At 46.3% G+C, this 21,960-nt stretch carries 18 protein-coding genes; 12 read left to right on the top strand and 6 right to left on the bottom strand.

Annotated features, from left to right (window positions below):
- Positions 1-54: 54 nt before the first annotated feature.
- The 3 genes from pfkA to RH85_RS20880 all read right to left on the bottom strand — a co-directional run bounded on the left by pfkA (position 55) and on the right by RH85_RS20880 (position 2,871).
- Complete coding sequence (gene pfkA, locus RH85_RS20890; RefSeq protein WP_005599287.1) at positions 55-1,017, bottom strand: 6-phosphofructokinase; 963 nt, start codon at positions 1,015-1,017, stop codon at positions 55-57.
- 272 nt (positions 1,018-1,289) lie between these two features.
- Positions 1,290-2,198, bottom strand: a complete 909-nt coding sequence (fieF, locus tag RH85_RS20885) for a CDF family cation-efflux transporter FieF (RefSeq protein WP_006714733.1) — start codon at positions 2,196-2,198, stop codon at positions 1,290-1,292.
- A gap of 184 nt (positions 2,199-2,382) precedes the next feature.
- Positions 2,383-2,871, bottom strand: a complete 489-nt coding sequence (locus RH85_RS20880; protein WP_006714732.1) for a CpxP family protein — start codon at positions 2,869-2,871, stop codon at positions 2,383-2,385.
- A gap of 180 nt (positions 2,872-3,051) precedes the next feature.
- On the opposite strand from RH85_RS20880, the gene RH85_RS20875 reads away from it, so the two are divergent.
- From RH85_RS20875 to trmL, 4 genes are all read left to right on the top strand, one after another.
- Positions 3,052-3,738 carry a response regulator gene (locus tag RH85_RS20875; protein WP_006714731.1) on the top strand — a complete coding sequence of 229 codons (687 nt, stop codon included), beginning with the start codon at positions 3,052-3,054 and terminating at the stop codon, positions 3,736-3,738.
- On the top strand, positions 3,738-5,120 hold the full coding sequence (cpxA, locus tag RH85_RS20870) for an envelope stress sensor histidine kinase CpxA (protein WP_006714730.1): 1,383 nt from the start codon (positions 3,738-3,740) through the stop codon (positions 5,118-5,120). The genes RH85_RS20875 and cpxA overlap by 1 nt, the downstream gene beginning before the upstream one ends.
- A gap of 82 nt (positions 5,121-5,202) precedes the next feature.
- Positions 5,203-5,820, top strand: coding sequence for a superoxide dismutase (locus tag RH85_RS20865; protein ID WP_006714729.1), 618 nt, complete (start codon positions 5,203-5,205; stop codon positions 5,818-5,820).
- A gap of 99 nt (positions 5,821-5,919) precedes the next feature.
- Positions 5,920-6,399 (top strand): tRNA (uridine(34)/cytosine(34)/5-carboxymethylaminomethyluridine(34)-2'-O)-methyltransferase TrmL, encoded by a 480-nt coding sequence (gene trmL / locus RH85_RS20860; protein ID WP_006714728.1) that lies wholly within the window; start codon positions 5,920-5,922, stop codon positions 6,397-6,399.
- A gap of 60 nt (positions 6,400-6,459) precedes the next feature.
- Here trmL and RH85_RS20855 read toward each other — a convergent pair whose 3' ends face one another.
- Positions 6,460-6,990, bottom strand: coding sequence for an FxsA family protein (locus RH85_RS20855; protein ID WP_006714727.1), 531 nt, complete (start codon positions 6,988-6,990; stop codon positions 6,460-6,462).
- A gap of 424 nt (positions 6,991-7,414) precedes the next feature.
- Between RH85_RS20855 and aspA the strand changes: the two genes are divergently transcribed.
- The 8 genes from aspA to RH85_RS20815 all read left to right on the top strand — a co-directional run bounded on the left by aspA (position 7,415) and on the right by RH85_RS20815 (position 17,044).
- Positions 7,415-8,863, top strand: a complete 1,449-nt coding sequence (aspA, locus tag RH85_RS20850) for an aspartate ammonia-lyase (protein WP_006714726.1) — start codon at positions 7,415-7,417, stop codon at positions 8,861-8,863.
- A 337-nt stretch (positions 8,864-9,200) separates the two neighbouring features.
- Complete coding sequence (locus RH85_RS20845; RefSeq protein ID WP_006714725.1) at positions 9,201-10,508, top strand: anaerobic C4-dicarboxylate transporter; 1,308 nt, start codon at positions 9,201-9,203, stop codon at positions 10,506-10,508.
- 231 nt (positions 10,509-10,739) lie between these two features.
- The gene (locus RH85_RS20840) at positions 10,740-12,521 is read left to right on the top strand and encodes a protein-disulfide reductase DsbD (protein ID WP_006714724.1); all 1,782 of its coding nucleotides are present in this window, start codon (positions 10,740-10,742) and stop codon (positions 12,519-12,521) included.
- 159 nt (positions 12,522-12,680) lie between these two features.
- The gene (locus tag RH85_RS20835; protein ID WP_006714723.1) at positions 12,681-13,316 is read left to right on the top strand and encodes a response regulator; all 636 of its coding nucleotides are present in this window, start codon (positions 12,681-12,683) and stop codon (positions 13,314-13,316) included.
- 157 nt (positions 13,317-13,473) lie between these two features.
- Entirely contained in the window at positions 13,474-14,100 is a 627-nt protein-coding gene (locus RH85_RS20830; protein ID WP_006714722.1) for a MarC family protein, read from the top strand.
- A 218-nt stretch (positions 14,101-14,318) separates the two neighbouring features.
- Positions 14,319-14,582 carry a DUF4212 domain-containing protein gene (locus RH85_RS20825; protein WP_006714721.1) on the top strand — a complete coding sequence of 88 codons (264 nt, stop codon included), beginning with the start codon at positions 14,319-14,321 and terminating at the stop codon, positions 14,580-14,582.
- Positions 14,583-14,594: 12 nt separating this feature from the next.
- On the top strand, positions 14,595-16,322 hold the full coding sequence (locus RH85_RS20820; RefSeq protein WP_006714720.1) for a sodium:solute symporter family protein: 1,728 nt from the start codon (positions 14,595-14,597) through the stop codon (positions 16,320-16,322).
- Positions 16,323-16,555: 233 nt separating this feature from the next.
- Complete coding sequence (locus RH85_RS20815; protein ID WP_006714719.1) at positions 16,556-17,044, top strand: hypothetical protein; 489 nt, start codon at positions 16,556-16,558, stop codon at positions 17,042-17,044.
- A 30-nt stretch (positions 17,045-17,074) separates the two neighbouring features.
- Here the strand turns inward: RH85_RS20815 and RH85_RS20810 are convergent, their stop codons facing one another.
- Entirely contained in the window at positions 17,075-20,506 is a 3,432-nt protein-coding gene (locus RH85_RS20810; protein WP_006714718.1) for a hybrid sensor histidine kinase/response regulator, read from the bottom strand.
- 94 nt (positions 20,507-20,600) lie between these two features.
- Positions 20,601-21,791, bottom strand: a complete 1,191-nt coding sequence (locus RH85_RS20805; protein ID WP_006714717.1) for a 3-phenylpropionate MFS transporter — start codon at positions 21,789-21,791, stop codon at positions 20,601-20,603.
- Positions 21,792-21,960 lie beyond the last annotated feature (169 nt).

The raw sequence follows: 21,960 nt of genomic DNA, 5'->3' as shown, positions 1-21,960 counted from the left end.
ACCTCATGAGGTGGTTTTTTTGTATTCGTAAGATCTTACTCTCGACAAAGTCGCTTAGAACAACTCTTCAGCAACCTTGTATAGATCGTTACGTACTGGGCGCTTCATGTTTTCGATAGCGTCGATGATATCATGGTGAACAAGCTGTTCTTTTTGAATACCCACACAACGACCACCTTCACCTTCTAGCAATAGATGAACGGCATAGTTACCCATGCGAGAAGCCAGTACACGGTCAAATGCGGTTGGACGACCACCACGTTGGATGTGACCAAGAACCGTTGCACGAGTTTCACGACCCGTTGCAGCTTCGATCTCTTTCGCCAGCTCGTTAGCATCCATCATTAGCTCAGTCAGCGCGATAATCGCGTGTTTTTTGCCTTTGTCGATACCATCTTGGATGTTGCTGATTAGCTTTTCTTTATCCAGACCGGTTTCTGGCGTGATGATGTATTCACAACCACCAGCAATCGCTGACATTAGGGTTAGATCGCCACAATGACGGCCCATGATCTCAACGATAGAAATACGTTGGTGAGAAGAAGAAGTATCACGTAGACGGTCAATCGCATCGATAACCGTGTTAAGTGCTGTTAAGTAACCGATAGTGTAGTCTGTACCTGCGATATCGTTGTCGATAGTACCTGGTAGACCGATACATGGGTAACCCATCTCAGTCAGTTTCTTCGCACCCATGTACGAACCATCACCACCAATAACCACTAGCGCATCGATACCGTGTTTTTTCAGGTTCTCGATTGCTTGCTCACGCACTTCAACTTCTTTGAACTCAGGGAAACGTGCAGAGCCAAGGAATGTACCGCCTTTATTGATCACATCAGATACGCTTGAGCGGTCTAATTGTACAATGCGGTCTTCATATAGACCCAAGTAGCCATCTTGTACGCCATACACTTCCAAACCTTCAGACAACGCAGTACGCACTACGCCGCGAACAGCTGCGTTCATACCAGGAGCGTCGCCGCCACTCGTCAAAACACCGATCTTCTTAATCATGCTCACCCTCGATTTTTGGGAATCTTGTTTCAATTTTTATGTTAGAGGCTTACAAAACAAGCCGCTATCCAGATTCTTTCAGCTGTGCAATATGTTACCGTTCCTTGTTAGGAATACTACATTTATTTGCACGAAATTATGTAAGTTTTCTACTTATGTAAGAGTATTACAGGTTTACTCATTAACTTTGTTGATACATATCAGGATCACGTTTATTTCTGTTTTCGTTGAAAAGATAGACAATAAACGCTCCACATTCCAAGCTGATTCCACTACCAATCAACCGATTTCTGTACTCGTTCGGAGGTGTAAACCACTGAATATGGATCTTGGTGGATGAGGATATCGGCTTGCGGAAACGCCGCCAATAAACTTCGCTCCACGTTGTCAGAAATTCGATGTGCCTCGATTAACTGAATATGATCTTCCAACTCTAAATGCAATTGGATAAAGCGTACTGGTCCCGCCATACGGGTTCGTAGCTGATGGACACCCAATACTCCGGGAACTTGCAAACATTCATGCTTAATCTGTTGTAGCTCTTCTTCCGGAAGTTGACGATCTAGCAACGTTTGCGTCGCCTCTGTCACCATTTTGAATGCACTGTATAAAATGAAGAAACCAATCCCAACGGCAAACACCGCATCAGCTTGACCAATCCCCGCCCAGCTCAATCCTAACGCCACCATGATGGCAGCATTCATATACAGATCGGTTTGATAGTGAAGTGAGTCAGCAGCAATCGCTTGGCTACCGGTTTTACGCACCACATGTTTTTGGAACAGTACCAGACCAAATGTCACTATCATCGCAAATAAGCTGACGTAAACCCCTAACTCTGGCGAGTTGAGTTCACTTGGGCGAAAGAAGCGCTCGACACCATTAAGGATCAGAAAGACCGCAGAACCGGAGATAAACATAGCTTGAGCCAGTGCGGCCAAGGATTCTGCTTTACCATGACCAAATCGATGTTCTTTATCGGCCGGTTGAAGGGAATAACGAATCACCACAAGGTTAACCACCGAAGCGGCGATATCCAACATGGAGTCAATTAAAGAAGCGAGTAAGCTGACAGAGCCAGTCACCCACCAAACGACTAATTTAACGATCAATAATAATGTCGCGACCACTGTTGCGGTCCACGCCGCTAACGTGACTAATTTTCCGTAATCTTGTTTCATCACTTTGTATTCATCTTCAATGATGCGCTAATTATACGCAAGTGACCTTAATATGCAGCCTTGATATGGCAATCAGATTAACAAAATATCGACCTAGCACACCGAATCATAACCATGAAATGCAACAAAGCAGCCCATGGGCTGCTTTGTGATTTATCAGACTACGCATAAAGCGCATTGATCATTAGTGGTGGTTTTTACGTTTCTCGCCACATTTTTCCATGCGCTCTTTACTCAACTCAACAAACTTGGCCTTTTGTTCTGGAGTGAGCACGCTCAGCATTTGATGCTGCTTCTCTAGCATTTTTACTTTGCGCTCAGTTTGCTTCTCTACCATATTTTTCGCCAGTTCATTCGCAGCGGCTTGATCAAAATTGTCTGCCAGAACCAGTTGTTGCACTTTTTCATGCTGTGCTTGGCGTTCCGCTTTACGTGCATCAGACGTCTCGGCAAATTTCGCTTTCATTTCGGTTTTATTCGCTTCACGCATCTCTTTAAGTTGCGTTTTTTGCGCGTCGGTTAGTTCAAGCTTCTTCATCATACCGCGGTCCATACCACCTTGGCATTGACCACCTTTATGGTCGCCTTTACCACCAAATGCCATCGCGCTTGCTGATGCAAAAGCTAGAGGAATAATCGCTGCTGCTAGTACGAATTTTTTTACTGTCTTCATAATCACTACCTTTCTTTTGTTAGTCGGGCTGCCGTTGCAGCGCTTGATATTAGATTAGTCGGTCAGAAGTAAAGAGACGTCTAGAGAGCGTAAAGATTCGTAAAGAGCAAAATTTACGCTAATGCTTAGAAAGAATAATCAGTAAACTAACTACATCACCGCGACAATTAGGGTAGCCATATGGCACACATTTTATTAATCGATGACGACACTGAACTGACCAGCCTACTCAAAGAAGTGCTTAGCTTTGAAGGTTTTGTCGTCTCTGAAGCCAATGATGGCGAAGCTGGCCTTGCTGCCCTTAACAAAGAGATCGATTTGATCTTACTTGATGTGATGATGCCAAAACTCAATGGTACCGAAACACTCAAACGCATTCGTGAAGACTGGGAAACCCCCGTGTTAATGCTCACCGCAAAAGGGGAAGAGATTGACCGCGTGATCGGTTTAGAACTGGGCGCGGATGATTACTTACCAAAACCGTTCAGTGATCGTGAATTATTGGCTCGTATTCGCGCTATTTTACGTCGCACGCAGACCGTTACCACCAGCAAACCCAGTGATAGCCTAAAGTATCAGGACATTGAAGTGTTCCCTGGTAAACAAGAAGCCTATTGCCAAGGACAGCAACTCGATCTCACCACTACTGAATTTGCCTTATTAAGTCACTTTGTGGTGCATCCTGGTGAAACCATTACCAAAGAAGTACTCAGCTTAGATGTGTTGGGTAAGCGTTTAGCTGCGTTTGATCGCGCCATCGATATGCATGTTTCTAACTTGCGTAAAAAACTCCCTGAGCGTGACGATGGTAAAGCAAGAATCAAAACTTTGCGTGGACGTGGCTACTTATTGGTTGAGGAAGACTAATGCGCTTACCTCGCATCACCAGCCTTTACGGCCGTATTTTTGCCATATTCTGGCTCACCATGCTATTGGTGGTCATTGCGGTGTTGGCTTTGCCACATCTTGATCCGCGTAAACCTCATTCGATCCCTCAAGACAGCTTAGCCAGCATGAGAGTCTTTGCTGAGCGCGTTGAAAGCCATTACCAAGGCAACGATAACCTCAATCAAATTTTACGAGAAATCGACAAAGATCGCCCGAGCAAACGTGATCCTCGCCCACGCTACTTCATCACCGATCTTGAGGGCAATATTCTTACTCCGCAAAAACAGCGCGATTTTAAAGCGCGAGCATTGCAAAACCTAATTTCAACTATCGAATCGCCAAGCGATCCTAAACAGCGTCTCTATGGCCATTACATGGTGGCAGGCCCGGTACCAATCACACTTGCCGATCAGCCATTGCATATGTTCCTCGCTTTTAAGTGGGATCAACCACCGCCATTTTTACTGCGCATGTTCGACAAGCCATTTCAGCTGTTACTCGCCGTCATGGTCGCGAGTACTCCCTTATTGCTATGGCTAGCATGGGCATTAAGCCAACCAGCACGCAAGCTAGAACGGGCGGCAAAACGCGTAGCAAAAGGTGAATTCGTAGTAGACCCAAGCCTAGAAAAAGGCACCAGTGAGTTCCGCCAAGCAGGTACTGCGTTTAATCAAATGGTGCAAGACGTCAATCAAATGATTTCCGGCCAACAGCGTCTGCTATCCGATATCTCTCATGAATTACGTTCACCGCTGACTCGTTTGCGCATGGCAACAGCATTGGCAACACGTAAACAAGGTGATAGTGCTGAGTTGACTCGTATCGATACCGAAGCGCAACGACTTGAACAGATGATCTCTGAACTGTTAGAGCTCTCTCGTATGCAGCTCGACAGCCACACCGATCGAGAAAAACAACCGCTCTCAAGCCTGTGGGAAGCGATCCTCAGTGACGCACAATTTGAAGCAGAACAAATGGGGAAACTCCTCACCTACTCCACCATTCCTGAGCAGGTAATTTCAGGTAAGCCCAAATTGCTAATGAGTGCGCTAGACAATATTGTACGCAATGCTATTCGCTATGGGCATGATGCAATCGATGTGACCATTGCCACCAATCATGATCATGTCACAGTGCGAGTCGATGACAACGGTGAAGGGGTACCAGAAGAAGAACTCCAAGCGATCTTTAGGCCGTTCTATCGTGTTTCTACCGCACGAGACCGTGTCAGTGGCGGCACAGGATTAGGCTTGGCGATCACTGAAAGTGCAGTCCGCCAACATAGTGGCAGCATTGAGGCATCACGCAGTCCACTTGGTGGGTTAAGAGTGGAGATTTGCCTCCCGCTTGGAGTCGAGTAACCGCAATAACCTTACAAACCCACTATTGATAATGGATCTCATTATCATTTATAGTAAATCCTTCATTCAAGGAGGATTTACTATGTCCCATCGATTTCCCGCACTTCCATACGCATACGACTCACTAGAGCCTTATATCGACGCTAAAACCATGGAAGTCCACTACAACAAGCATCATCGCACTTATTACGAAAAATTTATCGCGGCGATAACTGGAACAGAGCTTGAATCTCACTCACTCAACGCCATCTTCGCCAATGTCTCCGCTCATTCTCCCGCAATACGCAACCATGGTGGCGGATTTTACAATCACATTCTTTATTGGCAATGTATGACTCCCGATGGCGGCGGCCAACCACTCGGAGCACTCGCCGATGCCATCGCTCTTACGTTTGGCTCTTTCGATAACTTTAAAGAGCAATTCTCACAAGCCGCAGTGAACACTTTTGGTTCCGGCTTTGTTTGGCTTATCGTACAAAATGATCAACTGGTGATCACTTCAACCCCCAATCAAGACAATCCTTTAATGGATGTAGCCCAACAACAAGGTGCTCCCATTCTCGCACTCGATGTGTGGGAACACGCTTATTATATTAGTTACCAAAATCGACGACCTGAATATATTAACGCTTGGTGGAATGTGATTAATTGGCCGATGGTTGAAAGCCATTACGATCAGGCGCTCAACAACCGTACCTAAAACCAATCGCGGTTGGCTCCCACTAACCGCTATTAAGTTCTCGCTTGTTAAGCCATCCTGTTATAATCCAGCGCAGTATTTACTGACACAGATTAAGCCATGTTTGATATTGCCCTCTACGAACCGGAAATTGCGCCAAATACTGGCAATATAATCCGTTTATGCGCCAATTGCGGTGCCAATTTGCATCTCATTGAACCTCTGGGTTTTGATTTGGAAGAGAAAAAAGTGCGCCGCGCAGGCTTGGATTACCATGACTTAGCGCGTGTTAAACGCCATAAAGATCTTCAGGCTTTTCTCGACTATCTTGACAATGAACGCACCGGCCAATTTCGTATTTTCGCTTGTACCACCAAAACGACCGGTCATCACGTCGATGCCAAATTTGCTGAAGGTGACGTATTACTGTTTGGCCCAGAAACTCGCGGCCTGCCGGCTGAATTGATTGAAAGCTTACCCATGGAGCAACGTATTCGCATTCCAATGATGCCTGACGCTCGTAGCTTAAACCTTTCCAATGCTGTGGCGATTATTGCCTATGAAGCATGGCGACAAATGGGTTTCAAAGGCGCGATCTAGATTCAAGGTTATACCGACAAAGAAAAAGGCGCCTAGGCGCCTTTTCATTTATCAGGTTGTTCAATTTAGTTTATTGCGATCATCATCTTCTTTACGCTCAAACTCACCTTCAAAGGTGTTGCCATCTTTCGATTGTTCAAACGGATTACGCTGAAACGGGTCTTGCCCAAAGCCATCTTGAGAACCAAAACCGCCTTGATTGCTAAAACCACCATGAAAACCACCACCAACAGATTTGACCACCATTTTACCCATTAGGTATTTAGCGATAGCAGCACGTGGCGCTGGCAATAAAATCAACATTCCCAACGCATCTGTCATAAAGCCTGGAGTCAGCAGTAATACACCTGCAACGGCAAGCATCACGCCTTCAAAAATTTGCTGAGCCGGTAATTCACCTTGTTGTAAGCGGTTTTGCACATTCATTAAGGTTTGCAAACCTTGGCTGCGCACCAAAGACGCACCAACAAAGGCTGTAATCAAAACCAATGCAATCGTTGGCCATAAGCCAAGAAACCCGCCGACTTGGATAAACAGGCCGATTTCAATAATTGGAACTAAAATAAACAGTAATAATAAGATAGGAAACACACGCCCTCCTTTGTTAGCGACACATTAGCGCTAACTGCTGCGAGTCACAATATATTCGGTGAGTGAAATGTTAGAAATCGTGACAGGGAAAAACGTTATAGCCATTTACTTACATTCTAGCAAAGCATGAATCATTCAAGTGACACGAGCGTCCACGGCGTTAACAAATTGGCCCTATCAAAGCTTACGAAACGCAACAACTGTGAGCGAGATAAATGACCCAGCGCATAGCAACGCAAATTTTTCATACCTTTGACTCAAATAGTGATCCACTTAATATTTTTATGAATTTAGTCCAGTATCATGTGCCACATATGTCAGGACGGATTTCCAGCCAAACACTCTGACGAATGGATTCTTAAACAGCAGAATTGGCGAGTACAAAAAAAATTTAATATCACAATAATTCTCTAAGGATCCACCTATGGCTACTCTATCTGAAGCTACAGCAGCTACTTCAGCCACTCGTATTGAAGAAGATCTATTAGGTCAACGTCACGTTCCTGCAGATGCTTACTATGGCATCCACACTTTACGCGCTATTGAAAACTTCAATATCTCAAACGTTACTATCTCTGACGTACCAGAATTTGTACGTGGCATGGTAATGACCAAAAAAGCGGCGACGCTAGCAAACAAAGAACTGGGCGCAATTCCAAAAGATGTTGCAGATTACATTCTGCAAGCGTGTGATTTGATCCTTGAAACAGGCAAATGCATGGATCAGTTCCCTTCAGACGTATTCCAAGGCGGCGCTGGTACTTCGGTGAACATGAACACCAACGAAGTTATTGCTAACGTTGCACTTGAACTGATGGGCAAAGAAAAAGGCCAATACCAGTTCATTAACCCGAATGATCACGTTAACAAGAGCCAATCAACTAACTGTGCTTACCCTACCGGCTTCCGTATTGCGGTATACAATAGTGTACACAAGTTAATTGAAGCGATTGAGTACCTAAAAGGTGCATTTGAGCTTAAAGCACAAGAGTTCAGCGGCATCCTAAAAATGGGTCGTACTCAGCTACAAGACGCGGTGCCAATGACGGTTGGTCAAGAATTCCACGCTTGGGCCGTGACGCTAAATGAAGAAATTCGTGCACTAGAGTACACCTCTAAACTGCTACTAGAAATCAACCTTGGCGCAACCGCGATCGGTACCGGTCTAAACGCACCTCAAGGCTACCAAGATCTTGCGGTTAAACACCTATCGTCAGTAACGGGTCTAGAAGTCGTTGCTGCGGAAGACTTAATCGAAGCAACGTCTGACTGTGGTGCTTACGTAATGACGCACGGCGCTCTAAAACGTCTTGCGGTTAAACTATCGAAAATCTGTAACGACTTGCGCCTACTTTCGTCTGGCCCTCGTACCGGTTTCAATGAACTAAACCTACCTGAACTGCAAGCTGGCTCTTCAATCATGCCTGCAAAAGTAAACCCGGTTATCCCAGAAGTGGTAAACCAAGTTTGTTTCAAAGTGCTAGGTAACGACAATACGGTTTCTTTCGCAGCAGAAGGCGGTCAGCTACAGTTGAACGTAATGGAACCTGTGATTGCACAAAGCGTATTTGAGTCCATCTCTCTGCTACACAATGCGTGTGTGAACTTACGTGATAAATGTATCGACGGTATCACTGTCAATAAAGAAACCTGTGAGAACTACGTTTACAACTCAATCGGTATCGTCACTTACCTAAACCCATACATCGGTCACCATGAAGGCGACATCGTGGGTAAAATTTGTGCAGAAACAGGTAAGAGTGTACGTGAAGTTGTGCTAGATCGTGGTTTATTAACTGCAGATGAGCTTGACGAGATACTTTGCGTTGAAAACTTCATGCATCCAACGTATAAAGCCAAGCGTTACGAGTAATAACAACAAGAGGGGTCCCAGATGGGACCCTTTTTTTGGCGCTGTTTTTTTGCGTCTGATACCAATCGAGATAAGTCAGTAGTCCGAAATTTGCGTAAGAAAAATGGCTTAGAACTCGGCTCGGATTGCCGCTAACTAGTGACTCTAATTACTGCATTCTTTCACCAAATGTGAAACGACGTTATCAGCGATTTTAATCAGCACACATGGGCATAGGCTAATGTTGATTGGTATTAATCACTAGAGTGATGGTTATAACTACACTTATACCCACACGCTCACAGAAGCGATGGGAAACCACCACCAAATAAAACCATAATAATTTGAGGGTCTTTATATGGTAGCAGTCGAACTGTTAGTCGTTCTGCTCTTTATCTTTATAGGAGCACGAATCGGGGGCATCGGCATTGGGTTTGCCGGTGGTGCAGGCGTGATAGCCTTATCTTTGGGGCTTGGTGTACCCACCAGCCAAGCGTTTATTCCGGTTGATGTTATTTTAATCATCATGTCAGTCATCACGGCGATCGCTGCGATGCAAGTGGCCGGTGGAATGGACTGGTTGGTTCAAATCGCAGAAGATTTCCTGCGTAAAAATCCAAAAAGGATCACCTTCTATGCACCGATCGTGACATTTTTGATGACGTTAATGGCTGGTACAGGACACACCGCATTCTCCACTTTGCCCGTCATTGCAGAAGTGGCAAAAGGCCAAGGCGTCCGTCCGTCAAGACCGCTTTCCATTGCTGTTGTCGCATCACAAATCGCCATCACCGCCTCACCAATTTCAGCCGCTGTGGTTGCTTTTGCTGCGATGTTAGCTCCTGTGGGTGTCGATTATCTGACTCTACTTGCGGTGTGTATTCCGACCTCTTTCCTTGCTTGTATGATTGGCGCATTCGTGGCGAATTTTATGGGCTGTGAACTGAAAGATGATCCGGTTTATCAACAGCGCTTAGAGCAGGGCTTAATTAAACTACCTGATACACAAAGACGTGAGATCCTGCCAACAGCAAAAACCGCGACCTATATCTTTCTGATCGCGATTGCTTTTGTGGTGTGCTACGCCGCAGCTATCTCAGACTCGATCGGTCTGATTGAAAATCCTACGTTAGGTCGTAACGAAGCCATTATGGCTGTGATGCTCGCGGCAGCAGCGGCAATCGTCATGTTTACCAAAATCGATGCGAACCAAATTGCTGCAGCAGCGACATTCCGCTCAGGTATGACCGCTTGTGTGTGTGTGCTAGGTGTCGCTTGGCTTGGTGCTACGTTTGTAAATGCTCATGTGGATGGTATCAAGGAATTAGCGGGTGAACTGCTGGCCGACTACCCTTGGATGTTAGCCTTGGTGCTATTTTTAGCATCAATGTTGCTTTACTCACAAGGCGCAACGACAGTCGCTCTCATGCCTGCTGCATTAGCGATTGGTGTTGCACCGCTAACCGCGGTTGCTTCTTTTGCCGCAGTCAGTGCACTGTTTGTTTTGCCAACTTACCCAACCCTACTCGCGGCGGTAGAGATGGATGACACTGGCTCTACTCGTATTGGTAAATATGTGTTTAACCACCCATTCTTTATTCCGGGAGTTACCACCATTACCTCTGCTGTGGCTTTAGGCTTTGCATTTGGTGGGCTGTTTATCTAGTTTCACACGGTGATACCTGCAATAGAAAAGGAGCTTCGGCTCCTTTTTTTATTGCCTTGAAACGACAATTTCCGATCTTCAAAACCAATTTAGCCCACGATGAAACTAATTGGCGCTTTTCCCTGTCCTATTACGTTCAAGCCTCATTCACGAACAAATTTCTCACTATCTAGAGAAAACTGGCGTCAATTGAGTATAAAATACCCTAAATCCTAATAAAGTGACTTTTGTATGCGTTTTGTTTTATCGCTTTTACTGTTGTCGGTCTCCGTCATTTCAATGCCGGCAATGGCACTATTTAACTCAGGTAACTCCCTCAGCTTTGGTGACGATAGCCAACAGTTTGTACCGGTAGACCAAGCTTTCCAGTTCAATGCTTACCAGCAAGATGCTCGCGTCTATATCGACTGGCAAGTGAAACCGGATTACTACTTATACCAAGAGCGAATTTCATTGAGCGGAGAAAAAGTAACGCTCGGCGATATTGCTATGCGCCAAGGTCAGCCGCACAACGATGAATTTTTCGGTGATGTACACATTTATACAGAGCCATTGTTCATCGAAGTGCCACTGCAAGATTATCAAGCCGGCGCTCGATTAATTGTCCAATATCAAGGCTGTGCAAAAGCGGGATTTTGCTACCCACCAGAGACTCGAGTGATTGAGTTAGAACCCTTCACCAATTTACCGGCAAGCCAGCAAGCTTCGAGCATCTCAGAGAATACCGCGAAATCAACTGCGCAGAGTCAAGCCCCGCAGTCCAAAGAAAGCAGCTTAGCCGATAAACTGGCTGACAACTGGTGGACTCCCGTACTGTTTCTCGCTTTAGGGGTTGGTCTAGCCTTTACTCCGTGCGTTTTACCTATGTACCCTATTTTGACCAGCATCGTGCTTGGCAGCGGTAAGTTAAGCCATCGTCGAGCTCTCGGTTTATCCTTCATCTACGTGCAAGGCATGGCGCTGACCTATACCCTCCTAGGCTTAGTAGTTGCTTCTGCCGGAATGCAATTTCAAGCGGCGATGCAGCACCCATACGTACTCATTGGATTAAGCATTCTCTTTGTTGCTTTAGCTCTTTCGATGTTTGGTGCGTACACACTGCAATTGCCATCAAGCATACAGACTTGGCTCAATGGCCTTAGCAACAAACAACAAGGAGGCAGCTCGTTAGGCGTGTTTGCTATGGGGGCTATTTCTGGGCTTGTTTGCTCACCTTGTACCACCGCACCACTCTCTGGCGCATTACTGTATGTTGCACAGAGTGGCGATCTCCTTACGGGTGCCGTCGCCTTGTATGCCCTCGCGATGGGTATGGGTATCCCACTAATGCTGGCGGCAGTGTTTGGCAATAAGTTACTGCCAAAAGCCGGAGGCTGGATGGATACAGTGAAGATTTTGTTTGGCTTTGTTCTGCTGGCTGCACCGCTATTTTTACTCGAACGTATCTTGCCTCAAGTGTGGGCGACAGGGCTTTGGGCATCGCTTGGTATCGTGGCATTTGGTTGGTTATACCACATCAAAAACAAACTGCCTTTCGGCGGCTGGAAGCAAAGCACAATTGGCATCATAGCCGTACTTGGCCTGTTTGCTTCAGCTCAACCCGTACTGAACTACTGGTTTAACCCGCAACACCAAACCGAGAGCCAAAACGTTGAGTTTATTCGCATCAGCAACACCAGCGAACTAGAGCAGCAATTAGCGGCAGCAAAACAGGCCGGTAAACCAGTGATGCTCGATTTCTATGCTGATTGGTGTGTCGCCTGTAAAGAGTTTGAGAAATATACCTTCCACGATGCGCAAGTCGCCGACAAGCTGCAAAGTTTTGTCTTGCTGCAAGCGGATGTGACCAACAACCAGATGCAAGATATTGAACTGCTCAAAAAAATGCAGGTACTTGGCTTACCGACGATTGAGTTTTGGGATGCCAAAGGCGAGCATATCAACAACGCCCGCATTACTGGCTTTATGGCCGCCGAACCCTTTATTACCCATTTAGACAATCACCAACTCTAAAAACTATATAACCTCACATCGGTGTGTATGCACCGGTGTGATTATTTCAAATCCGCAGTAAAACTCGATTTAGTTCAGACTTTTAATGGATAAACATTGTTCGATAAGCCGATCAGAACAATAATTCCATTAACTAAATTACAATAAGTGATTAACGTCATGGACTCGACTTACACTATTCTTATCGCCGACGACCATCCGCTATTTCGCAATGCGCTATTTCAGTCGATCCATATGGCCATCAGCGGCGCTAATCTTCTCGAAGCCGATTCATTGGATGCGTTACTCAACTTACTCGCGAAAGAACCAGACGCTGACTTATTGCTACTTGACCTGAAAATGCCGGGGGCAAATGGCATGTCAGGCCTGATGCAATTACGCGCTGAATACCCCTACTTACCTATCGTGGTGGTCTCCGCCAGTGAGGAAGCCAGTGTTGTAACCCAAGTGAAAAGTCACGGAGCATTTGGCTTTATTCCTAAATCCAGTGATATGCGTGAGCTGATCAGCGCACTGAATCAAGTGCTGGCTGGGGAACCATTCTTCCCTGAAGGTTTAATCACCAATAACGCAGCCTGTAATGATCTAGCGGAAAAGATCTCCACCCTAACACCACAGCAATATAAGGTGCTGGGAATGCTCTCTGATGGCCTGCTCAATAAGCAAATCGCTTATGAACTCAATGTTTCGGAAGCGACCATCAAGGCTCACATGACGGCAATCTTTCGCAAATTAGGCGTAAAAAACCGCACTCAAGCGGTGATTCTGCTTCAGCAGTTAGAGTCTGAGTCGTAATTAGCTTAGCGTAATTAACTCAGCGTTAACTTTTTTCCTGATTGAATTTGCTAGACTTAGGTTGGTCGAAATATTCGTACTTTGGCCATCCCTCTGTTAACGCCATCTCAACCATGCGGGTTTTGATGGGAAGCAGTCAACTCTGGGAGGCATTTCGTTGCTTAGTATTATCATTACTCAATTTGTTGTTCTATGGGCCGTCATTGACCCTATCGGCTCTGTTCCTGTCTATCTATCTCAAACTCAACATCTCACCGCCAAACAACGTCGTATCGTCGCGTTAAAAGCCGTCGCTATCGCAACAGGTATCTTGCTGTTCTTTCTCTTAGTTGGGCAATTACTATTGGAGGCGATGCAAATTCCGTTACCTGCCTTTCAAGCCGCTGGCGGCTTAGTGCTACTGTTGTTTGCCCTGACAATGATCTTTGGTGAGAGCAAACCTGAGCAAGAGCAAAAGCTGACCCAAGATATCAGCCACTCCGACCTTGCGGATCTGGCCGTCTATCCCCTTGCGATTCCCTCCATCGCCTCACCAGGAGCGATGATGGCGATTGTGATGTTGACCGATAACCATCGTTACTCACTCATTGATCAAGCAATTACCGCTGGAGTGATGATTGCTGTTTTAGTGATCACCTTGCTGTTTTTACTCGCGGGCAGTCATATTCACAAAGTGATTGGTAACGTTGGCGCAGCCATAATCAGCCGTGTTATGGGACTCATTCTGGCCGCCGTCGCACTGAATAATTTACTGATGGGCATTCGCGACTTCTATATTGTGTGATCCAGTTATCAAGACTTAGCCGATAACATTAGACCTTCGGCTAAGTTAACACAAATTTAACAACACCAAACACCACCTACCTCACCATAAGTCGCTAATTTAAACAAACTTCCCCTTAAAAACCTGCCGACTAAAGTTGAAGAGAGTTCTCTATAACTCACTGCTATTGTATTTCCTGAAACATTTTATTAACAACAAGCATGCGTAAGGAGACGGCAATGGCCTTTGAAAGTCAAGAACGCGCCAAAGCTTACTGGCAAAAGAACGTAAGACTAATGATCGGACTAATGGTCATTTGGTTTGTCGTATCTTTTGGTTGTGGCATTTTATTTGTTGACCAACTTAACCAATTTCAACTCGGTGGCTACAAACTGGGTTTCTGGTTTGCTCAACAAGGATCTATTTACACCTTCCTAGCCATCATTTTCTACTACGCGTGGAAAATGAGACAAATTGACCGCGAATTTGGTGTAGACGAGTAAGGAGCAACTCAGATGGATTTGAAAACAATCACTTACCTAGTTGTAGGGGCGACATTCATCCTCTACATAGGTATCGCAATTTGGGCTAGAGCTGGCTCAACCAAAGAATTTTATGTTGCTGGCGGGGGGGTAAACCCAATTGCCAACGGTATGGCAACAGCCGCTGACTGGATGTCGGCAGCATCATTTATTTCCATGGCGGGTCTGATTGCCTTCATGGGTTACGGTGGCTCAGTCTTCCTGATGGGTTGGACTGGCGGCTATGTATTGCTTGCACTCCTCCTAGCTCCTTACCTACGTAAATTTGGTAAATTTACCGTACCTGAGTTTATTGGTGAGCGCTTCTACTCAAAAACAGCACGGATCGTTGCGGTTGTTTGTTTGATCATCGCATCAACCACCTACGTTATCGGTCAAATGAAAGGCGTTGGTGTTGCATTTGGTCGCTTCCTTGAAGTGGACTACTCAACAGGTCTATTGATCGGTATGTGTATCGTATTTATGTACGCGGTAATGGGCGGCATGAAAGGCATCACATACACGCAGATTGCACAATATTGCGTCCTCATTCTTGCTTACACTATTCCCGCAATCTTTATCTCTCTGCAATTGACCGGTCACCCTCTACCACAAATTGGCTTAGGGAGTACTATTTCCGGAACCGATGTCTATCTACTCGACCGACTCGACCAAGTGGTGACAGAACTCGGCTTTAGTGAATACACAACCCATGTGCGCGGTGACACACTCAATATGTTTGTTTACACCATGTCGCTAATGATCGGTACCGCGGGTCTACCGCACGTAATCATCCGCTTCTTCACCGTACCTAAAGTACGTGATGCACGTACCTCTGCTGGTTACGCGCTACTGTTCATCGCAATTCTTTACACCACAGCACCAGCGGTATCGGCAATGGCACGTCTAAACCTAATGGATACGGTCAACCCAGCACCGGGTAAACACCTTGCCTATGATGAGCGTCCTGACTGGTTTAAAAACTGGGAAAAAACGGGACTACTTGGCTTTGATGATAAGAACGGCGACGGCCTGATTGAATACACCTCAAGCCCAGAAACGAACGAGCTGAAAGTTGACCGTGACATCATGGTACTGGCTAACCCTGAGATTGCGAAACTACCAAATTGGGTGATCGCATTGGTTGCCGCAGGTGGTCTTGCCGCTGCACTATCAACTGCTGCAGGTTTGTTATTGGCCATATCATCCGCGATATCACATGACTTGATTAAAGGCGTGATAAATCCAAATATCTCAGAGAAGAGAGAGCTATTAGCAAGTCGTATCGCGATGGCGGTCGCGATAGGGGTAGCCGGTTATCTCGGCCTCAATCCGCCAGGCTTTGCAGCTGGTACGGTGGCTCTGGCATTCGGCCTAGCAGGGTCCTCCATCTTCCCTGCGTTGATGATGGGTATCTTTAGTAAGAGCATCAACAAAGAAGGTGCGATTGCCGGTATGATTGCAGGTATCACTATCACGCTATTCTATGTATTCCAACACAAAGGGATCTTGTTTGTTGCTGATTGGACATACCTACAAAGCTGGGGTAGCAACTGGTTCTTCGGTATCGAACCAAATGCCTTCGGTGCCATTGGCGCACTATTCAACTTCATCGTGGCATTCGCGGTCTCTCGTGTAACAGCAGAAACTCCGCAAGAAGTGAAAGATTTGGTTGAGCACGTACGTGTACCGGCAGGTGCTGGCGATGCTGTTGACCACTAAAATCTAATCCAAACCACAAAAGCCCCTTCGGGGGCTTTTTTATTCAAGCCACACTGTTTATCTTGTATCAATCTGAATAAGTCAGTCGGTGCACTGCATCACATTAAAAATATCACTGAAAATCGGCACATGATTGTTCCCTCTCTTATGTTTATACACGTTAGAGGAGGCACCATTGCTTAACCAAATTGGTATATATTTAGCCCCTATATCGTAGCTGCAAGGAAGCCTCTATGTTCAAAAACAAGCACATTATCATTGCGCTGTTAGTCGCCCCTATTCTCTCTATTCTTGCCTATGTTGGCACCGATCTCGCCCTGAGTGAAAAGCCACACGCAGCCAAAGAAGGTACGAATTACAAGCTGGTCAGTAAGTCCAACTGCCGTTACACCAGTGGCTTATGTGATATGGCCAATGGCGAATTTAAAGTAAAGTTTCGTTCAGAAAGTCTTTCCAATGATGAGCTTGAACTCTCACTCACGGCCAGCTTTCCACTCGAAGGCGTGAAGCTTTCCATGGTGGATAACCAAGATGCGATGGGGACTCCGGTAAATATGCAAGCAGCAGATAACACCGGCAAAGTTTGGACGATTATGCTACCCGCTCCCGCTTCACCGGAGAGTTGGTTGCGAGTAGCAATTCAATCTGATGGCGTACTTTATTACGGTGATACACAGATGGCTTTCGTCAAATACGAAACCCTACTCAGTGAATCAAACTAACTCAGGCCGCCATTGCCGTGCCCAATAGGATTATGCGGAGCGATTTAATATCGCCCGCAGCTTCAATGGCTTAACCGGTTTAGGGATAAAACTAAAGCCATTCGATTTAATACCATCCAACATATCTGCAGTACGATCGGCACTGATGATCACGCCAACAAAGCTATCACCGAGCCGCAAGCGACATTGCTGCAGCACTTCCAATCCCGTCCGGCCATGATCAAGTCGATAGTCCGACAAGATCACGTCAGGGATCCAGCTTTCGTCAATGGCTTGCAAACTGCCGACAATATCCGTCGCGGTGCGCACATTGCATCCCCAACGTGCTAACAGTTGATCCATTCCGATCAAGATCTCCGGCTCATTATCGACGCACAGAACATTGAGATGACTGAGGTCCGATACAGCTTGCGGCGAAACAACTGTTAATTGTGGAGCCACTGACTTTGCGCGTTTAAGCGTGATCGAAAAGACGCTGCCTTTACCCGGCCACGAACGCATCGCGATTTGATGACCTAGCACATTAGCGATGCCTTTGGAGATTGCTAGCCCTAAGCCTAAGCCTTGATCTGAACGCACTTGGCTGCCACGGTTAAACTCTTCGAAGATTTCTTGCTGCTTATCTTCATCAATGCCCATACCGTTGTCCCAAACTTCAATTCGTACGTGCTCGCCAGCGCGGCGCACACCTAGCAAGACTTTGCCTTGTGGGCGGTAACGGAACGCATTGGTTAAAAAGTTCTGTATCACTCGGCGCAGCAACTTAGGATCAGATTGCACCAACTGCTGGCTCGGGAAGAGGCTAAAATCGATTTTTTGTTGTTTTGCTAGCGCACTAAATTCCGCATTGAGATTAGACAACACATCTTTAATAGCAAATCCATGCACGTTGACATCCAACTTACCCGACTCCAAACGCGATATATCCAGTAAGTCACCAATCAAATCCTCCGCAGCTTCTAAAGCACTTTCGATGTGGGTGGCAAGCTGTTTACTTTCGCTCTCTTTGGCGACTTCCGATAATGATGACGCAAACAAACGCGCTGCATTGAGCGGTTGCATCAAGTCATGGCTTACCGCCGCTAAAAAGCGTGATTTGGACTGGGATTCATGCTCTGAACGCTGGGTGGCAGCAACCAATTGTTTATTAAGGCGCTCCAACTCTTGAGTGCGCACTAACACTCGCTCTTCCAAAGTTTCGTTCGCTTCTTTCAACGCTCTTTCGGCATCACGGAACACCGTAATGTCGGTAAAGCTCATCACAAAGCCACCACCGGGCATAGGATTACCTTGCACCTCAATCACGCGACCATCGGCCCGAATCCTTGAAGAGGTATGCCGTGAACCTTGCTCTAAATGGTAAATTCGACGACGAACATGATCTTCGGGATCTCCCGGTCCACATAATCCTTGCTGAGCGTTATGGCGGATCACATCGGCAATCGGACGACCAACTTGGATCAATCCGGGGGGAAATTCAAATTGCTCTAAATAGCGCTGATTCCATGCCACCAGCCGCAATTGTTTATCAACCACCGCAATGCCTTGGCCAATATGCTCAATCGCACCTTGTAATAGCCCTCGGCTAAAATCATACAACTCTGATGCTTCATCAACGATGGTCGCGACTTCTTCAAGCTGCATGTTGCGACCTTGCAAGGCAGAAGTAAGCACTAACTTGGCCGATGAAGCGCCAAATACGCCAGCCAATACACGCTCGGTATGGCGGATCAAACTCGACGGCGCTTGCTGGTTGGGCATCAAGGTTTCGCGCTGTTGCCCCCAAAACTGCTGGAAAGCTGAACGCACCCGTGCTCGACCGACAAAACGAGATGCGAGCATCTCCAACTCTGCAACCGTGACACGACTTTGATAGAGACTAATATTTTCGCTTTCTGGTAAAGGGGTACCAATAAACGACGCTGATTGTAGGCGCTCACTTAAGCTCGCACGAGTAATGGAAGAGACAAAAACATAGCACAAGGTGTTGATCACTAAGCTAAGCACAATGCCCCAATCCGAGCTTTGAATACCAATATTGGCTAAATATTGCGGTGGCTCGATGATCCATAACAGTAAGTTGGTATGGCTATCGCCAGCCAGCATATCCGTCGCGCTCATCAGGGTAATCAACCAAAGAGTAAAACCAAACAACAACCCAATATAGACCCCTTTACGATTACCTTGTCGCCAATACATACCGCCTAATAGTGCTGGCGCGAATTGACTGATAGCGGCAAAAGAAAGAAAACCAATCGCTGACAATGAATGGATATTACCCAGCACTTGGTAAAAGCCCCATGCACCAAGTAACAGCAGTAATATTAGGCCGCGACGAATCACCAGTAACAATCCTGAGAACTGACGATGATCACGCTGAGTGAGCTTCATCCTGCGCAATAACAACGGCATGACCAGATCATTGGAGACCATAATGGCCAGTGCAATGGTCGATACAATCACCATCCCGCTCGCCGCCGATGTCCCACCTAAAAAGGCCAATAAAGCCATATCAGTAGCGCCTACCGCCATAGGCAAACTGATTACATAGGTATCAGGGCTGACGCCCCCTAACAGCGCCTGTCCTACCCAAGCGACCGGCAAAACAAATAAGCCCATTAACACCAGATAAAGCGGAAATAACCAACGGGCCGTATGCAGATCTTGCGCGCGTTCATTTTCCACCACCATGGTATGAAATTGGCGTGGTAAACATAGGATCGCCATCATGGTTAAAAAGGTATGAATCACCAAGGTGGCAATATTCGGTGATTGGTAAGTTTGCGCCGCGATCTCCATCAGCATGATATCGTCACGATTGAGAGCAAGGAAAAGGATAAAGCAACCGACGACCAAAAAAGCCACCAACTTAATCACCGATTCAAAAGCAATCGCCATCATCATGCCGCGATGATGCTCGGTGTTATCAATATGCCGAGTACCAAATAACATGGTAAACACCGCCAAGGCGATAACAACAAACCACGACACATCAAAAATGCCCCAGTGAACTTCGGACTGCAGCTCAGGAGCGATGACTTCCAGCCCCATGGTGATGCCACGTAACTGCAAGGCGATATATGGTAAAATCCCGACCACCGCAATCAAGGTTATCACCACCGCTAAACCTTGCGACTTGCCATAGCGCGCTGCAATGAAATCAGCGATAGAGGTAATATGCTCGCGTTTAGCGACCAGAATCAGCCGAGCGAGAACACGCCAGCCAAAGGTAAAGACCAAGATGGGCGCAAGATAGATGGGAAGAAACGACCACGGGTTATTACTCGCCTGCCCAACCGTGCCGTAAAAAGTCCAAGAGGTGCAGTAGACAGCAATCGATAAGCTATAAATCCACGGTCGCCATTTGGCTAACCACTTATTTTGCTTATCGCCATACCAAGCAATTAAAAACAGTAACCCGAGATACATCAGTGATACGGGAATCACTAGCCATCCTTGCATGCGATATCCTTTATTTATAAAAAGCTTATAAAAAAACCTCTCCGAGGAGAGGTTCATTAAACAAACTGTATGATTAAATATCAATCAGTTGAGGTTAATTCTGTGCTTCAGACTCCGCTTTAATTGCCTGACCATCTTGGCTTTTAAGCTTACTCGGTTCAACTTTGACAAACAGAGCAACCACGCCCATCGCGGCCATTGCCCAGAAGACATTCGCTCCCCAATTTTCATAACCCCAACCACTTAATGCGGTCATGAGGGCAATAAATGCCCCAAGAGGAATCGCATTGTAGAGTGCTTGTAACGCCACCATTTTACGCTCCTCTTGGCTTTGGATATATTGAATTGCCGCGATGTGTGCCATGGCGAATGTCACTCCGTGCAATAACTGAATCGCAATCAAGGCCAGCAATACCGTGGTTGATGCCGTTAAGCCCCAGCGCATTGTTACCCCTAGAGCTGCGACAACAAACAACATACGCAAGGACCAACCGGCAAACATACGCTTACTGAAAGCAAACACCGCCACTTCAGACACCACACCTAAGCTCCACAAGTAGCCAATGATCTCTTCTGAATAACCAGCACCTTTCCAATAGATAGTACTAAAACTGTAATAAGCAGCGTGGCTGCCTTGAATTAAAGCGACCAAGACTAAAAATTTAACCACGGCACTATCACGCAGCAACTCCGTCAGTTTTGGTCTTTCCGCTTGACCTTCTGAGGTGGTGATCGGCATAGGATTGGTATTGCGCATCCCCAACACCAATGCACATAACACACCTGCAAGGGCGGTGTACAAGATCATATCAGTGCCATAACGAGCCACCAGCATACCAACCACCGTCGAGCCCGCAATAAACGCCAATGACCCCCACAGGCGTGTACGACCATAATCGAGCATTTTCAAACGCGAATAATAGTTTGCCATCGCATCAGATAACGGAATGATCGGCCCAACACAAGAGTTGAATAACACCGTTGCCAGCGCCATAAGCCAGAAATTACCGCCGGTAAAAAAGTGAAAACCAACAAACAACAATGCTGCGAAAGTCAGCCAACGCAATGCAGGCATTAGGTGCTCAACTTTATGTAGCCGCGGGGTAATCACCATATTCGCCACACAACGAGTGGCAAAACCAATCCCGACTAATAGGCCGATATCCGTCGGTGATACGCCTTGCTCTTCAAACCACAGCGCCCAAAAAGGTAAATAGACACCATAAGCAAAGAAAAAGCCGACAAAGTACTGGGATATCCAGCCATAGGGAGTGGGGGTAAACATGAAAACCTCAAAAATAACAATATGATCTAGCGCTATTATCTATTGGCCGAGGCTGAATAAAAAGGGAATATTATTTGCGCACTCTTTTCCGCATTGGTGGCAAGATTGATGACACAAGTAGGGCCACCGCTTCGACCAAAGTCGTCTGGCGAATACGGAGAAATTTGTC

Source organism: Vibrio ichthyoenteri ATCC 700023 (assembly GCF_000222605.1).
GTDB classification, from domain to species: Bacteria; Pseudomonadota; Gammaproteobacteria; order Enterobacterales; family Vibrionaceae; genus Vibrio; species Vibrio ichthyoenteri.
This window is presented reverse-complemented; position numbering and strand designations above follow the sequence as displayed.

Bases quoted from the DNA above. Each gene is read 5' to 3' on its own strand.
- pfkA (WP_005599287.1), bottom strand. From the start codon at position 1,017: ATGATTAAGAAGATCGGTGTTTTGACGAGTGGCGGCGACGCTCCTGGT.
- fieF (WP_006714733.1), bottom strand. From the start codon at position 2,198: ATGAAACAAGATTACGGAAAATTAGTCACGTTAGCGGCGTGGACCGCA.
- RH85_RS20880 (WP_006714732.1), bottom strand. From the start codon at position 2,871: ATGAAGACAGTAAAAAAATTCGTACTAGCAGCAGCGATTATTCCTCTA.
- RH85_RS20875 (WP_006714731.1), top strand. From the start codon at position 3,052: ATGGCACACATTTTATTAATCGATGACGACACTGAACTGACCAGCCTA.
- cpxA (WP_006714730.1), top strand. From the start codon at position 3,738: ATGCGCTTACCTCGCATCACCAGCCTTTACGGCCGTATTTTTGCCATA.
- RH85_RS20865 (WP_006714729.1), top strand. From the start codon at position 5,203: ATGTCCCATCGATTTCCCGCACTTCCATACGCATACGACTCACTAGAG.
- trmL (WP_006714728.1), top strand. From the start codon at position 5,920: ATGTTTGATATTGCCCTCTACGAACCGGAAATTGCGCCAAATACTGGC.
- aspA (WP_006714726.1), top strand. From the start codon at position 7,415: ATGGCTACTCTATCTGAAGCTACAGCAGCTACTTCAGCCACTCGTATT.
- RH85_RS20845 (WP_006714725.1), top strand. From the start codon at position 9,201: ATGGTAGCAGTCGAACTGTTAGTCGTTCTGCTCTTTATCTTTATAGGA.
- RH85_RS20840 (WP_006714724.1), top strand. From the start codon at position 10,740: ATGCGTTTTGTTTTATCGCTTTTACTGTTGTCGGTCTCCGTCATTTCA.
- RH85_RS20835 (WP_006714723.1), top strand. From the start codon at position 12,681: ATGGACTCGACTTACACTATTCTTATCGCCGACGACCATCCGCTATTT.
- RH85_RS20825 (WP_006714721.1), top strand. From the start codon at position 14,319: ATGGCCTTTGAAAGTCAAGAACGCGCCAAAGCTTACTGGCAAAAGAAC.
- RH85_RS20820 (WP_006714720.1), top strand. From the start codon at position 14,595: ATGGATTTGAAAACAATCACTTACCTAGTTGTAGGGGCGACATTCATC.
- RH85_RS20815 (WP_006714719.1), top strand. From the start codon at position 16,556: ATGTTCAAAAACAAGCACATTATCATTGCGCTGTTAGTCGCCCCTATT.
- RH85_RS20810 (WP_006714718.1), bottom strand. From the start codon at position 20,506: ATGCAAGGATGGCTAGTGATTCCCGTATCACTGATGTATCTCGGGTTA.
- RH85_RS20805 (WP_006714717.1), bottom strand. From the start codon at position 21,791: ATGTTTACCCCCACTCCCTATGGCTGGATATCCCAGTACTTTGTCGGC.